Raw genomic sequence first — 13,670 nt, forward strand, 5'->3', positions numbered from 1 at the left:
ATTACTCGAACCTTGCACCTAGATGGATTAAATCTTACCCTAGCTCGGATTGTGCCACTTTGTTTCCAACCTGATTGCTGATCAGGTAAGTCCGCTTGTCAATAGCGTTTGAGACGCGCTAACCCTGACTAATGATGTCGTGCTTAAGCCAGTCACAAAGGTAAGAGCAGTTTTGAGAATTTGACGGCGGGGAGAATTTGGGGGTATATCTTTGAGGTTAGAGTTAAGGTTCATAATTGAGAAATACTAGAAGTAAAATTCTGTTTATTGTTTTTACCGACTCAATTGTGTGTAATTAAGTCAGTTAGGTTTTTGACTTATTCCGAATTCCAATAGATTAGTTCATTAATTAAGAGTTCTTTTTTTTTAAAGATTTTATTTACACTTATGTCAATGTTGTGTAATAAATATGTCAAAACTGTATAGTTTCACAAATTGATACCTTTGGGTTTGTGAGGGGGTTGGATTGGCTCAGTGCCTAATTAGTAGCCTTTCAGTACTAGACTCTGAATCATCCTGATTTTTTTGCTTTTCTCTTGACATAATCTTTTTGTACTTCAAGTTGAAGTGCGGAATGTGGGATAAAATGTTAGCTCGGCGAAAATACAAAATTTCGCCAATTCAAAAATATAAAATATCCTAAGTAGCAACCGTCAGCTTGGACAAACTAAACCTGAACAGAAGACAGTTTGACTTTACTCCTGATTATCAGGTTGCTTCGCTAGATCCACCCCCAGTCCTAAATATAATCTAGGCACAAAAAAATGATAGAACGGAGGTTTGAGAGTCTACCGTTGGTGTAGCTTACTTGCGATCGCAAGTGTGAAGTTGAGGCAGATATAGGTATGGCAGAATTTTTCACCAATCGTTGCTATACCCCTACTATTGTTAGAATAGCCCGCATTAGTACCTCTAGCTCAATTGGTTTGGAAATATGCTGTTGAAATCCGGCGGTTAGTGCAAGTTGTCGATCAATTTCTCCCGCATAAGCAGTGAGGGCGATCGCCGGAATTTCTCCGCTCTGTTCAGGCGACTGCTTTCTAATTTGACGAATTAGTGTGTAGCCATCCATATCGGGCATACCAATATCACTGATTAGTAAATCAAATTTTGCTTGACCCAAACTGCTCAAAGCTTCAGTTGCTGATTGGGCTTCAGTGACTTGCACTCCGTACTGTTCTAGCAGGAAGGCGATGAACTCCCGCGAATCTCTGTCATCATCTACAAGCAGCGCCTGCAATCCATTCAGATTGAAGTCTGAGCGATTATGAAACGGAGTATCATCTTGATTGAGTTTTGCCGCAGCAATGAATGGAAACTTGACTGTAAACGTTGCTCCTTGCCCTTCTCCAGGGCTTGCTGCCTGAACGGTTCCTCCATGCAATTCAACCAAATGACGCACGATCGCTAATCCTAACCCCAATCCTCCAAATCTTCGGGTAGTTGTCCCATCGGCTTGGCGGAAGTAGTCAAAAACGTAGGGCAGAAAGTCGGCAGAGATCCCCCTGCCAGTGTCGCTGATAGTGATTTGAGTGTATTCCGAAGGATGAGTATCTACTTCATTCATCCTTTCTAACCGCACCTCTACTCGACCACCCTGTGAGGTAAATTTAATCGCGTTGGAAAGTAGATTCCAAACAACCTGTTGCAGGCGACCAGAATCACCCAACACTTGCCCAACATTCGGTTCAAATATTGTTTTAATCTGAATGGATTTAGCTTCAGCAGCAAGTCGCACAATTTCCAGGGCAGCTTTGATGGTAAAAGTTAGACCGACAGGAACTGTATTCAAACTCAACTTGCCTTGAAGAATACGCGACACATCAAGCAAATCTTCAATCAGTTGCGCTTGTAGTTTAGCGTTGCGCTCGATCGTTTCGAGTGCATACTGAGTTTTGGCTGCGTCCTGCTGGCTCGTTTGCAAAATTCTTGCCCATCCTAAAATCGGATTCAGGGGCGATCGCAATTCATGAGATAGCACTGCCAAAAACTCATCTTTAATCCGATTAGCTTGTTGCGCTTGTTCAGTTTGTTGCTGCAAAGAAATCATCAATTGATTGAGGCGATCATTCTGCTCTTGCAGCAAGGCTGATGCTCGCTTCCGTTCGGTGATATCAGATAGGATGAGAACGGCACCTGTGAGAGTTCCATGCTCATCAAGTACCGGGTCGATAGTTTTGGCAAACCACCGCTCTGTAGATTGAAATTCTAAAACTTGCCGTTGGTGAGTTTCTTTTGCACGGCGAAAGCAAGCGCCATCACCGATTCCTAATTCTGCGCCCATCAACTCATGGTGAACACAACCTAAGATTTCGTGGGCGGGCTTGCAAAAAACCTGCATCATCGCTCGATTACAGCGCAGAATTATACCTTCTCGGTCTACGAGACATACGCTGTCGTTGATAGAGTCAAAGGTAGTTTGCCACTCCCGTGCTGAGGATAAAGCCGCTTCCTCCGCCCGGCGAATTCGCAGCAGCGATCGCACCGTAGCCAGCAGTTCAATGGGTTCAACAGGTTGCACCAGATAAGCATCGGCACCACTATCTAAGCCTTCTGCTTTATCCTGGCTTTGAATAAAACTTGCAGAAAGGTGTAGCACGGGAATAAAAGCAGTTTCGGGATTTGCCTTAATTTGGCGACAGACTTCAAAGCCGCCGATATCTGGTAATTTAACATCCAAAATCACCAGAGCAGGCTGATGTTCAACAACTGCCTTTAATCCTGCTGCTCCGGTTGCCGCTTCCACGACGGTAAAGCCGGCATTTTGCAAAATCCGGCTCACAATGTAACGATTGGCTTCGTTATCGTCAACGTGTAGGATGATAACCTTTGGCTCAGACATAACTTTGCCCACAAGTATCTAGAACAAGTCCGGCTTTGACGAGCGCATCTTGAAGTTGGGCGAACGCTGCTGTTTGAGAGCCTGTTTCTTTGGAAAGAATGGCGATGCTTTTTTTTGCTAATTGGCTCTGCGCTTCTGCATCGAGTTGTACAGATGAGTGGATGATCACAGGAATCGACTCAGTGACAGAATTGCTCTTAAGCTGCTTGAGGACATCAAACCCACTCAACTCTGGCATCTCCAAGTCAAGCACGATTGCGGTCGGTTGCTCGCGTTGTGCCAAATTTAATCCTTCCCGTCCGTTCATGGCTTCTAAAATACTCAATTGTGTATTTATTAACAACTGTTTCACCAAATACCGATAGGCGGGGTCATCGTCAATTAACAAGATTTTTTGAGGTTTGTTCTGATTAATTAGCGTATTAAGTTTGTTCAATAACGGCAATCTGTCTACCGGCTTAATTAGAAAACCGTTGGCTCCGAGTGCTAGTGCCTGCTTCTCGTTATCAATGATGGTAATCACGAGTACAGGGATGGTGCGGGTCGTTTCATCTCCTTTGATTTCTCGCAAGAACGTCCAGCCGTTTTGTCCTTCTAGCATAATATCTAGCATAATTGCCACCGGTCGAAGTTGTTGTAAGGCCTGCCTAGCCTGAGCTAAAGTGCGGGTTGGAATTAATTGATAGGTTGAGTTCTGAAGGTGCTTTTCGTAAATAAATAGGGTTTCTGGATGATCTTCAACCGCTAGAATCGGCAGGCGAGTTGGCTCAAGTGATGCAATCGGTTGCAGTCGGGTGGGAAATTCAGTTGCGTATGGGTAGACGATCGGAATCGATGCTGTAAAAGTGGAGCCTTGACCGGGCTTACTTGTAACTGAAATGCTACCGCCGAGTAGCTCCGTTAGCTTGCGCGATAATGGCAATCCTAAGCCGGTTCCCTTCACCTGCTTTTGCAGAGAAGACTCAATTTGGACAAAATCCTCAAAAATGCGCTCCACATCGGCGGTCGCTATGCCGATGCCCGTATCGGACACGGAGAAGGTCACGGTATGACCCCTTTGCATAGCGGTTACACGCACTTCTCCCTGCTCGGTAAATTTGAGCGCATTCGAGACAAAGTTTCTCAGAATTTGAGCGACTTTGCCCTCATCGCTATATATCTGCCCAATGCCCTCGGGTTCCTCGACATTCAGCGCGACAGAGGAGCCTTGAACCAATAATGGGCGTAGCATTCCCCGCAGCGTGGCAAACAAGTCACTGACTTCAAAGGAACTGGCACGCACTTCAATTTTTCCAGCTTCCACCTTTGCCAAATCCAGCAAGTCGTTGACCAGTTCTGATAATCCGCTCGCTGCCTTTTGGATGAATGTCACCTGCTTTTCTTGCTCGGCGGTCAAATCGCCATCCATCCGTACCAGCAGCATCCGAGATAGGGACAAAATAGAGTTGAGTGGTGTGCGAAACTCATGGCTCATGTTCGAGAGAAAGCGGGTTTTTAGCTCGTTTGCCTTTTGCAGAGAGTCTGCCTTCTCATCCAGTTCCGCGTAGAGGGCAACTACACCACGATTGGTATCTTCCAGTTCCCGGTTAAGCTGGGTGAGTTCTTCCTCCCGCTTGCGTAACTCTGCCATTGCCCGGAGTAATTCCTGGTTTTGTCGCTGGATCTCTTCATAGGGATTCTGGGGCGATCGCTTAATCACGGTTTCTTGAATCTGCTGCAATTGCGAATCGGTGAAAGTAGGTGTGCGCTTCGACAACCTTTTGCTCATCACCACCGTTGTTCCCTCTCCCGGCAGCGATTCCATCTCAAAGAAATCCATCAGCTTGCGGCTGCCCATAATGCCTAACCCCATTCCGGTAACAGAGGTGTAGCGTCCTGCCAAAACGTCTGCCAGATGAGGAATGCCCCCGCCTCGATCCTGAATCCGAATCAGAAATGTCTGAGGCTCTCCTGCTACACAAAATTCAACCGTTCCACCTCTGGCATACTGAAAGGCGTTGCGGGCAATTTCGGAAACTGCCGTTGCCAATCGTGCTTGATCTTGAGTATCAAAACCTAATTGCTCGGCGATCTCACGAGTTCGTTGTCGAGCTTGGACAACATCTTGTTCGTAGTGAATTTCCAGCGTGAAAACGATTGTCATCTGCCCATTCCTTTAGCCACTAACACCGTCACATCGTCCCGCTCTCGGTTAAAGTCTCGGTATAGCACACCTGCAATCAGGCTAGGATGTTTTTGGCTCAAGCCTGGATAGCGATCGAGCTGCCACTTACTGTCTAATCCGTCAGAATGCATAATTAAAAGTCCGTTTCCATACCAGGGATAGCTAAACTCTTGAATTTTGCGGATTTCATGTCCGACAGTACCGTTGTGAGACAGCAGATGGTGGTGTTCAGTAAACGAGAAAATGCTGGCAGCGATATTGCCAATTCCGGCAAAGCGGACAGATTGTTGTTCAAAGTCGATTTCGGCAATGGCAAGTACTGCTCCTCGGGTACTTCGTAAGGCTGCATGGGCAGCTTCGACGATCGCACTAGGAGATCGATGATGTTCTTGAAAAATTCTCACGGCTTTTGAAGCAGCACTGGCAGCCGCAGGCCCATGCCCTAAGCCATCGGCTACTAGTAACAGGCTGCGGCTTTGATCCACTTGACATGCCCAAGCATCTCCAGAAACGTCTTCTCCTCGTTTGGGCAAACAGATCGCCCCAATTTCTAAAATTTCTTCAGGTGGATGGAGTGCCGAGTCTGACCAAAGGTGGGCGACCAGAGCCGTCCCTTGGTTGGGAATGGAGTAAATTTCAAATAAACCAGAGAGGCGACGAATTGCGCCCAGTCCATTGCCTAACGTTCCGGCTGTGGAAAAGCCATCTTCCAAACACTCATCTACATCAACCATTCCCCGTCCTTTATCTAGGGACAAGACTTCAATACCGATGGCTGAATCGTGTTCGATCAATCTTAGCAACAACACCCCACCCTGACCGTGCTGTATCAGATTACTCGCAACCTCTGTCACCACAATGCCAACCTTGCCCCGTTGCGTTTCCTGAAAGCCGAGCCGAGTTGCCAAAGCGATCGCTACCCGTCGGGCTTCCCCAGTCTGGCTAGATTCAGTAATTGGAATGGCGACAGATTCTGGCATTTTATTTCCATCGTACAATTGTTATCCGCGTTCCTTCTCCCACCGCAGACTGAATCTCAAACTCGTTAGCAAGTCGTTTGGCACCGCCTAGTCCCATACCCAACCCGCCCCCTGTGGTGAACCCATCCTTCAGCGCCAGATCAATATCGGCAATTCCGGGCCCCCGATCTTCAAAGGTCAGCCGGAGTCCTCGTCGTCTCCCTTCTTGAAGCGTTTCTAGCTTGACTGTGCCACCTCCCCCATATTCTAGGGTATTGCGGGCTAACTCACTGGCGGCGGTGACAATTTTAGTTTGATCTACTAAGCCAAAGCCAATTTCCACACCCAGCTGGCGCACAGCTTGCCGAACTAAGACTACATCACCAGAAGATTGAATGTCGAGCGTTTCAGTCTTCTCCATCGTCATCTGCACTGCGTTTAGTGGCAGCGACCTGATTTGTGGTTTCATTGAGTGACGATCGCAACAGTGCCATGCCCTTTTCTATGTTTAGGGCAGTGCGAATGCCTGTCAGCGATAGCCCCAATTCCACCAGGGTAATTGCCACGGCAGGCTGCATCCCAACGACAACTGTTTGGGCATCCAGCACTCGTGACATTCTGGCAATGTTGCTTAAAATCCTCCCAATGAAGGAATCAACAATCTCTAATCCAGAGATATCAATCAAGACACCGTGAGCCTGAGTTTGAGCGATGCGGTTGGTCAAGTCATCCTGTAGCGTCATCGCCAGGCGATCGTGCATATCCACTTGGATCGTCACAAGCAGGAAATTGCCCATTTTGAGTATAGGAATGCGTTCCATTGGTTCCTTGTCCACCTATTTTGCTTGAGAGCGGGTAATGGTCGCTCCCAACCGTTTTAACGCCATGATAAAGGCATCAGCTAGCGTTGCTTTGGTGATTACATCTGCCAAATCAATGCCGAGATAAACGATTGTTTGGGCAATTTGAGGACGAATGCCACTGATCATACAATCGGCTCCCATAAGACGGGCAGCAGTAACGGTCTTAAGCAGATGTTGAGCCGTGAGGGTATCGACGGTGGGAACCCCGGTAATGTCAATAATGGCAACTTCTGACCCGGTTTCAACAATCTTCTGCAATAACGACTCCATCATCATTTGAGTGCGCGCACTATCCAGTGTGCCGATAATGGGTAATGCCAAAATTCCCTCCCAGAGTTTAATCACTGGGGTAGACAGCTCCATCAACTCTTCCTGCTGCCGCGAAATCACCTCTTCCCGCGCCTTTTGATACACTTCAATTGTCAGCAATGCCAGTTGATCGAGTAAGTTTGTGGCTAGCCATATCTCTTCACCCAACTCGATGGGGTCTTGCAATTGCTGACGCATTCGGTTGAAGAGGGGTTGCTTGAATGAAAAGACGAATGTAGCTGTTTCCGACGGTGTGAAGCCTTTTTGCGATCGCGATCGAGAAATGCTGGTCAGTATCTCCCGCATTTCCTGCCACACCCCTGCCTGAATATTGGTCAACTTGCCCTGCCCAACGGCGATCCGAAATAAGCTAAGGAATTCCCGGCATTCTTCCTTTAGCTCGGCTTCTTTAATCAAGCCTCTCCGAATATTGACAGTGGCTAACTCCTGAGTCCACTCCGACAGCAGGTCTGCCTCGAAGGTTTCCAGGATCTCTGGTATTTTACTTTCGCTCATCGTTCCTATAAGGGCAACCGCTTTCATTAGTCCAAAATCAGTGTATGCTGATTTAGTCCTACGTGAAGGCTGAAGTTAGAGAACGATTTTTTTTCACAGAGCTGGGCAAGATTCTGCCGTTGGCGATCGTGATTCTTGATTAGTTACAGAACCATAATCGGCAAAACACATCATAATATATGGTTATTTATTAACAAAGCCAGTAGCTGGGTGGTAGGGAATTAGATTGTAACGGGTTCATCGGTTTTCCTCTATATAAACTTCCCAAGGATGAGTAAAGTTTGCTAACATTTCGGGAGTTAGGCGAAAGCCTTCTGGATCATCATCAATTAAGTCTGTAGTTTGGGAACGATAAGCAGCGATCGCTTGCTGTTTGAACTCCACCACTGCGCTAATATTCAACCGCCAGGTTGTCACCTCAAGAGATCCTGGCAGACTCTCTCGTTATAAGCTTTTTTACCAGAATCTAAATAATATTTTGCTACTAGAGGTAGTGATGCATATATCAAACCAACAATACTTAATAAACCTAATACAAACACACTAAGTTGAAACGGCTTTGATTTAATTACTCGATTAAGCTTTGATTGATTAGGTAAGCGCTCCAAACGCTGTATTATTATTTGAGTATTTTGTGGGCGCTGCCCAACAAAAGGAGCCATCATATCATCAAGTAAATCAGCCAGAAATTTATCTATGTGAAGTGCTTTATCTCTCCAAATTAGTCTTCCTGTCTGCTCGTCCATTTTGATTTCAATTAAAGAAATACCTGTGACTAAGTAAACAAAAGTTCTACCTAAAGCGTAAAAGTCTGACTGTGGTACAGCTTGTCCATGAATTTGCTCTAAGGGAGAGTAACAAGCTGTCCTAACAGCAGTTATTTCGTAACCATTACCGAATCCTGTAGTAGTTCCTCCACTGGTACTAACTTTCGCAAAGTAGGTTCTACTAAGCTGTCTTGCTCCACCAAAGTCAACAAGTGCTAAATTCCCATCGGGTTGATGAACAATGTTTTCTGGTTTGATATCTCTGTGGAAGAAACCAGACCGATGAACTAAATCAAGAATCTCCATCAACTGCAATAACCATTCATAAGCCGTATCTTGGCTAATTCGTCCGTAAGATTGTACCCAGTGAGTTAAGTTCTCTCCTTCAAACTTATGCATAACTAGACAATGTAGTTCTAGAAGATTATCATTCAGTCTAAATGTGAAATAATCTTCCCTATTAGACTTGGGAATCCCAGGATGGTCTAGGATTTGTAATATGAGTGATTCTCTTTTAAGTAGCTCAACTAACTTAGAATCATCAATCCATCTTAATACTTTCATTACTCTTATCTGAGGCTGAGGATGTTCTTCTGTGCCAGTATCCTCTATCTCAAAGACATCTGTGTAAGTATATGGATTTTGCTCTAAAGAACGCAACGGGCGCAGCAAACGAATACGCCCGTTTATTATCAATGGATTTCCACATGCTAAACAATTTTCAGCACTATCAGGATTATGACGCTGGGTGCAAAGAGGATTTATGCAGTAGCCCACAAGGTAACTTCCCTTGTTTGTATTGTATCTGGTATTTTATGCACTAATCCCAATGGATCAACTAAAATATACTTCTTAATAGATGCTTGTAAACTATAACTAGCTTCTCGTTTGTTTGATTTCCCAGTAATTTCAATTAACGAGCGTTGTTCTAAAACTTCTATTGCTGTTATTAGTTCAAAAACTGACAACTTTAAATCTACTCGCTCTTTTAAATTATCAATGAGTTTAGAGAATTGAATGTGAGTCGAATTTTGTGACATTTCTTCTGCTAAATAAATCATTATTTGCCTTTGAAGATTACTTAAAAGTCCAACTTGTCCAAATTGCTGATGTAGCATTGTTTCAAGTTGAGGATCAATCATAGTAGTTTGATATCTAAAAAACGTTTTAACACTCCCTTCAAAAAAACGATTAATTCTGTCAGCCAAAGCTTCTAAACTTGATGGATTACCATGATAATTTTCAATTAATCGCTTACATTCCTGCCCAGTTAAACCTTTTTCTTGTAATATTTGCATTCCTGTATTTACATCTAAACCTTCTAATTTGAAAGAGCGAATAGGTAGTTTTGTAGTCACAGAAGCAAATTCTTTTAAAGGCAACTGACTTGTTATAATAATGCAGCTTTGATGCTTTCCTTCTGTAAGTCTTAAAAGGAATTTTTCATATTGTAATCTTTTTCCAAAATCATCTGCTAACAATAGCTTTTCAAATCCATCAATTACTAGCAGACAACGATGTAAATGAAGCTGTTTTGATAGTAAAGATATGCTATCTATAAAAGAATTTTCATTTGCTTCTATGTCAAAATTTTTATTTAAATCAATGACTAACTCATCAATTGATAACGAATGATTAATTGTTTTCCAGATTACACATTCATATATACTGTTTAAAGAATCAAAAAGTATTTCTTCAACCAATCTAGCGGCTAATAAAGTTTTTCCTATTCCTCCAACTCCAGTAAAAACTATACAGCGCTCTTTAAATAGAGTAATTTGTTTCTTAAAATAGTTAATTTCATCTTTTCGTCCATAAAAAGATTTGATTTTAGGCAGCTCCCCATAAATTCTAATATTCCCAACGAAACTATCGTTATCCAGTCTGGATGCCTCTTCTTTCAGATAATCCCTCTTTGCTAGTTTAAGCAAAATAGATTTCAAAGATATTTTTGTTACTTTCACTCCATCACCAATAATTCCTGAAAGCATACTCCATAGTGGTGGAGCTACTTTCTGCTGCAAATAGTATGCGTTATACCCCGAATCACTTGCCATCTCTTTATAATCTTTACTATCCCAAACTCCCTTAATAATAACTTTTTCTACTTCTGTTAAATACCTTCCCGTAGATTGAAACACTTGTTCTTCTAATACAGCTAATACTCTTTTTACGTCTAAAACTTGGCTTGAATTCATGCCGACTTTTCCTTACGTAAGTAGGTATACATATAGTAATATTTTACGCACTAGTACTTAAAATATCTACAAAATTCACAATTATTAACTGAAGCTAGGTTCTCAAATTACCTTTCTAGGCTATATGATTTAAATGCTACATCTTAATAGGGAGATTTAACGCATCTCTAGTACATTATCCGGTCTAGCTTGAGCATAAAACTGTGAAAGAAGTTGACCAGGGTCAACCAAGGAACACCGCCTGCGGGTATTTTTGATCGCTGATTAACTCAATGGGTTTGTTTTGAAAAGCTTGTGTCTAGGTATCTTAACCTAAACCAAATATCTTCTGCTAATACATTTGAGTGAAAGCTCTTAGCTCAACTGAGTAAAACGACCAGAACTTCTGTAAAATCAAGCTAATTGAAAGGAGGCATGGAGGTGAAGATACAACAGTACGACAACTTAACGCAGAAAGCGCCACTAAGGAGTCGCGCTTTCTGCGTATTGCAAATTTCATATTGATCTAGAGCGGGTTTGATCTCGAAGGAACAAAAGAAGTTGTCGCTAAAGTTTGCCCACTGGTGCGACTACTAAAATTGTCCGAGAGTTTTTACCGCGCTGCCAGATCCATTATAGGGTCTGCCGCTTGGAAAGTCCATTCCTTGCGGGATGTTTTTGCTGTCAAAATTCATAAATTTTAGGTAAAGTTAAGTTTGGTTAAGAAAGATTCCGAATTTTGTAGTTAAAAGATGTAGTAGCGCGAATAACAGTTACCACTTATCAGTCAGAGTCTTTGATAACTGATAACTGATACAACCCCCGAGTAAAAGCTTGTCAACCAAGTTATCAGGGAAAAATATCGTGAAAAATGACATAAGGCCAATACAACAGGGTGTCGGGGTTAAGCTGACATCAAAATTTGTTTCAAACAGCTCTCCTAATGATAATGACAGGAGAGAAATATGCTGACACTAGATAGAGAAGAAACCAAATCAGCACTTGATTACGACTTACTCAACAGCAGTATCAAAGACACCTTCGCTACTCTTGACCAATTTGAGTTGCAAGCAGTAGAACTCTTTCGCATCATGCATGACGAGCAGATGTACAGAATCGCTGGGTACAAAAATTTCTCAGAATATTGCCAAGGTGAATTGCATGTATATGGTGGCTATCGGCGTATAAATCAACTCTTAGGAGCATCAAAAGTTATTGTTGCAGCAGGGGAGTTGGGGTCACAGATTAAAAATGAGCGCCAAGCCCGTCCTCTTTTGAGGTTAGCCAAAGAACCAGAAAAACTTATTGCTGCTATAAGACTGGCTCTTGAATCAAACCCAGACCCAACTGAATCAGATTTTGCTGCTGCGGCTAATATTGTTGCTCCAATGCCAAGAGGAAAAAAGCCATTCCATTCAGAACCATTGGTTCCCAAAAATCAGGAACCATTGGTTCCCAAAAATGTCAAAGTCACAATTTCATCACCAGAACATCCCCGTTATGGAGAATCAGGAGTAATTGAGGCTTCGGCTCCAAATAATTCGCAGCAGATTGTAACTTTCGCTGATGGTGAAAGGCTGCTGGTAAACAACACTGATTTGGATGCCGCAATTGTGTCCCAATCAAGTCAGCGCACATATCCACCAGAATACACCGAAGCCATCGCAGCACTCAAAGAGCAACACAAACTTGAGTTAGAGCGCTTGGAGCAGGAATTGAGAATTGGACTACAAGCAGAAGTGTCGGCTAGAGCCGAAGCCCAAGTAAGTGAGCAAATCCAATCTATGCATTTCCTGTACAAGGAGCAAAAAGAGCAGAATATCCAGTTGCAGCAACGATTGGATGAGATGGAAGGGAAGAGATTGCTAGAAACTGAGAATCAGCAACTCCACCAACGTATCCAGGAACTAGAACACGCCTTACAGGAACGCCCTCAACAGCAGTGGGGAAATACCATGACCCAACAGGCTACTAAAGTGTTGAACAAGCAAGTTTTACAAGCTCTTGAGAAAACCATTGACCTGCGCCAGCTAGCTCTTGAACCACCCAAAGAAAATGCAACTGAATGTCTGCGGCTCATGGGCATGGCACTGAAAAACCTAAGCGTTGCCATGAACAACACCCAAGCTCTTGAGGCTGCGGCGATAATTTTGGGTACTAGTCCCACACAGTTAGCCGTCGCAACAAGGACGGAGCAATTACAACTATTACCCCAGGCTATTAGGGAAATTAGGCAAGTACTTGCTCGTCTTGAGTTTACATGGCAGGACTTTTGGGCTGTGGCTGAAAAATACGAGGTGATAAAAGCAGACTACTGGGATCTCCTTACTACCGAGGAGACTGATTTAATCACACAAGCCCAAAAAAACAGTGAACAGTTCTCACTGTTAACAGTTAACAGTTAAGCTAATCGTCATTCATTTTTCCAGGTTGATTCGCTTGTAGTAAGGACAACCCTACGGGTTCAGCTCCCGCAGGAAAGCCATGCTTTTATGCAACTTAAATGCTCCGTCCTTATCGCTGCTGATGCGGATACTTGATGACTGATGACTGATAACTGATAACTGATAACTGATGAATGCGGCATAGATGCAATGTCGCCCAAATTGTCATGGAAAAATAAAGGGAGAAAATGTGAATACAAATAAAAATGCTTTTAAGTGTGGCAACTTTGAGCCGAAACCAGATTGCAAGGTATCAGTTGAGCATCAGCGACACCCAATTGAATACCCAAACAACCTCAAGGCTCCCGAATACCATGAGTTATATGTTGGTAGCGCCATTCATCCGGCGCTGATTAAGCGCAACTTCTTCCACATCGAGGGAGAATCGGTTTACGACTACCTGTTCATCTCTGATAAAATCCCTCGCAAAAATGCCGGTCGAGTCACAGATCCATACATTAAAATGTATCAGCATCTATTACTGGGTGGGACATGGATTCAGTCACTTGACCCGTTGAATAATTGGCTCCCAATGGAATGGGGGCGCATTAAGCCCAACTTCCCCCGCATTGATTGGCAAAAAGGGAAACCCGTCAAATACGAATCACCCCCCAAGACAGCTAACCGCG

General features: G+C 43.7%; 11 protein-coding genes and 1 pseudogene. 2 read left to right on the forward strand and 10 right to left on the reverse strand.

Annotated features, from left to right (window positions below; all coding sequences use genetic code 11):
• Positions 1 to 81: 81 nt before the first annotated feature.
• From CDG79_RS43025 to CDG79_RS35275, 10 genes are all read right to left on the reverse strand, one after another.
• Positions 82 to 234, reverse strand: coding sequence for a hypothetical protein (locus CDG79_RS43025; RefSeq protein WP_189525240.1), 153 nt, complete (start codon positions 232 to 234; stop codon positions 82 to 84).
• A 637-nt stretch (positions 235 to 871) separates the two neighbouring features.
• A complete protein-coding gene (locus CDG79_RS35235; RefSeq protein WP_094346250.1) occupies positions 872 to 2,842 on the reverse strand; it encodes a hybrid sensor histidine kinase/response regulator in 1,971 nt (656 codons plus the stop codon).
• Positions 2,835 to 4,985: an ATP-binding protein gene (locus CDG79_RS35240; protein ID WP_094346251.1), complete on the reverse strand. Its 2,151-nt coding sequence runs from the start codon at positions 4,983 to 4,985 to the stop codon at positions 2,835 to 2,837. Before CDG79_RS35240 ends, CDG79_RS35235 begins: the two co-directional genes overlap by 8 nt.
• Positions 4,982 to 5,986 (reverse strand): ATP-binding SpoIIE family protein phosphatase, encoded by a 1,005-nt coding sequence (locus tag CDG79_RS35245; protein WP_094346252.1) that lies wholly within the window; start codon positions 5,984 to 5,986, stop codon positions 4,982 to 4,984. The genes CDG79_RS35240 and CDG79_RS35245 overlap by 4 nt, the downstream gene beginning before the upstream one ends.
• Before the next feature lies 1 nt (position 5,987).
• On the reverse strand, positions 5,988 to 6,386 hold the full coding sequence (locus CDG79_RS35250) for an anti-sigma regulatory factor (protein WP_094346253.1): 399 nt from the start codon (positions 6,384 to 6,386) through the stop codon (positions 5,988 to 5,990).
• Positions 6,373 to 6,801 (reverse strand): STAS domain-containing protein, encoded by a 429-nt coding sequence (locus CDG79_RS35255; protein WP_223278531.1) that lies wholly within the window; start codon positions 6,799 to 6,801, stop codon positions 6,373 to 6,375. The genes CDG79_RS35250 and CDG79_RS35255 overlap by 14 nt, the downstream gene beginning before the upstream one ends.
• Complete coding sequence (locus tag CDG79_RS35260; RefSeq protein WP_223278532.1) at positions 6,802 to 7,653, reverse strand: STAS domain-containing protein; 852 nt, start codon at positions 7,651 to 7,653, stop codon at positions 6,802 to 6,804.
• A 237-nt stretch (positions 7,654 to 7,890) separates the two neighbouring features.
• On the reverse strand, positions 7,891 to 8,070 hold the full coding sequence (locus CDG79_RS35265) for a hypothetical protein (protein WP_223278533.1): 180 nt from the start codon (positions 8,068 to 8,070) through the stop codon (positions 7,891 to 7,893).
• The gene (locus tag CDG79_RS35270; protein ID WP_223278534.1) at positions 8,067 to 9,197 is read right to left on the reverse strand and encodes a protein kinase domain-containing protein; all 1,131 of its coding nucleotides are present in this window, start codon (positions 9,195 to 9,197) and stop codon (positions 8,067 to 8,069) included. Before CDG79_RS35270 ends, CDG79_RS35265 begins: the two co-directional genes overlap by 4 nt.
• Positions 9,182 to 10,618 (reverse strand): NB-ARC domain-containing protein, encoded by a 1,437-nt coding sequence (locus CDG79_RS35275; protein ID WP_094346255.1) that lies wholly within the window; start codon positions 10,616 to 10,618, stop codon positions 9,182 to 9,184. The genes CDG79_RS35270 and CDG79_RS35275 overlap by 16 nt, the downstream gene beginning before the upstream one ends.
• Positions 10,619 to 11,562: 944 nt before the next feature.
• Here CDG79_RS35275 and CDG79_RS43030 point away from each other — a divergent pair.
• Together CDG79_RS43030 and CDG79_RS35285 are read left to right on the forward strand one after the other, a co-directional pair.
• The gene (locus CDG79_RS43030) at positions 11,563 to 13,002 is read left to right on the forward strand and encodes a hypothetical protein (RefSeq protein WP_189525241.1); all 1,440 of its coding nucleotides are present in this window, start codon (positions 11,563 to 11,565) and stop codon (positions 13,000 to 13,002) included.
• Positions 13,003 to 13,318: 316 nt separating this feature from the next.
• Positions 13,319 to 13,670 (forward strand): annotated as a pseudogene (locus tag CDG79_RS35285) (bifunctional DNA primase/helicase); the annotation flags it as partial.

The sequence above is a fragment of the Nostoc sp. 'Peltigera membranacea cyanobiont' 232 genome, assembly GCF_002245985.1.
Lineage (GTDB): Bacteria > Cyanobacteriota > Cyanobacteriia > Cyanobacteriales > Nostocaceae > Nostoc.

What these genes read in the sequence shown, in the direction of transcription:
- CDG79_RS35275 (WP_094346255.1), bottom strand. Translation starts at nt 10,618, where the DNA reads ATGAATTCAAGCCAAGTTTTAGACGTAAAAAGAGTATTAGCTGTATTA.
- CDG79_RS35235 (WP_094346250.1), bottom strand. Translation starts at nt 2,842, where the DNA reads ATGTCTGAGCCAAAGGTTATCATCCTACACGTTGACGATAACGAAGCC.
- CDG79_RS35250 (WP_094346253.1), bottom strand. Translation starts at nt 6,386, where the DNA reads ATGGAGAAGACTGAAACGCTCGACATTCAATCTTCTGGTGATGTAGTC.
- CDG79_RS35240 (WP_094346251.1), bottom strand. Translation starts at nt 4,985, where the DNA reads ATGACAATCGTTTTCACGCTGGAAATTCACTACGAACAAGATGTTGTC.
- CDG79_RS43030 (WP_189525241.1), top strand. Translation starts at nt 11,563, where the DNA reads ATGCTGACACTAGATAGAGAAGAAACCAAATCAGCACTTGATTACGAC.
- CDG79_RS35245 (WP_094346252.1), bottom strand. Translation starts at nt 5,986, where the DNA reads ATGCCAGAATCTGTCGCCATTCCAATTACTGAATCTAGCCAGACTGGG.
- CDG79_RS35260 (WP_223278532.1), bottom strand. Translation starts at nt 7,653, where the DNA reads ATGAGCGAAAGTAAAATACCAGAGATCCTGGAAACCTTCGAGGCAGAC.
- CDG79_RS43025 (WP_189525240.1), bottom strand. Translation starts at nt 234, where the DNA reads ATGAACCTTAACTCTAACCTCAAAGATATACCCCCAAATTCTCCCCGC.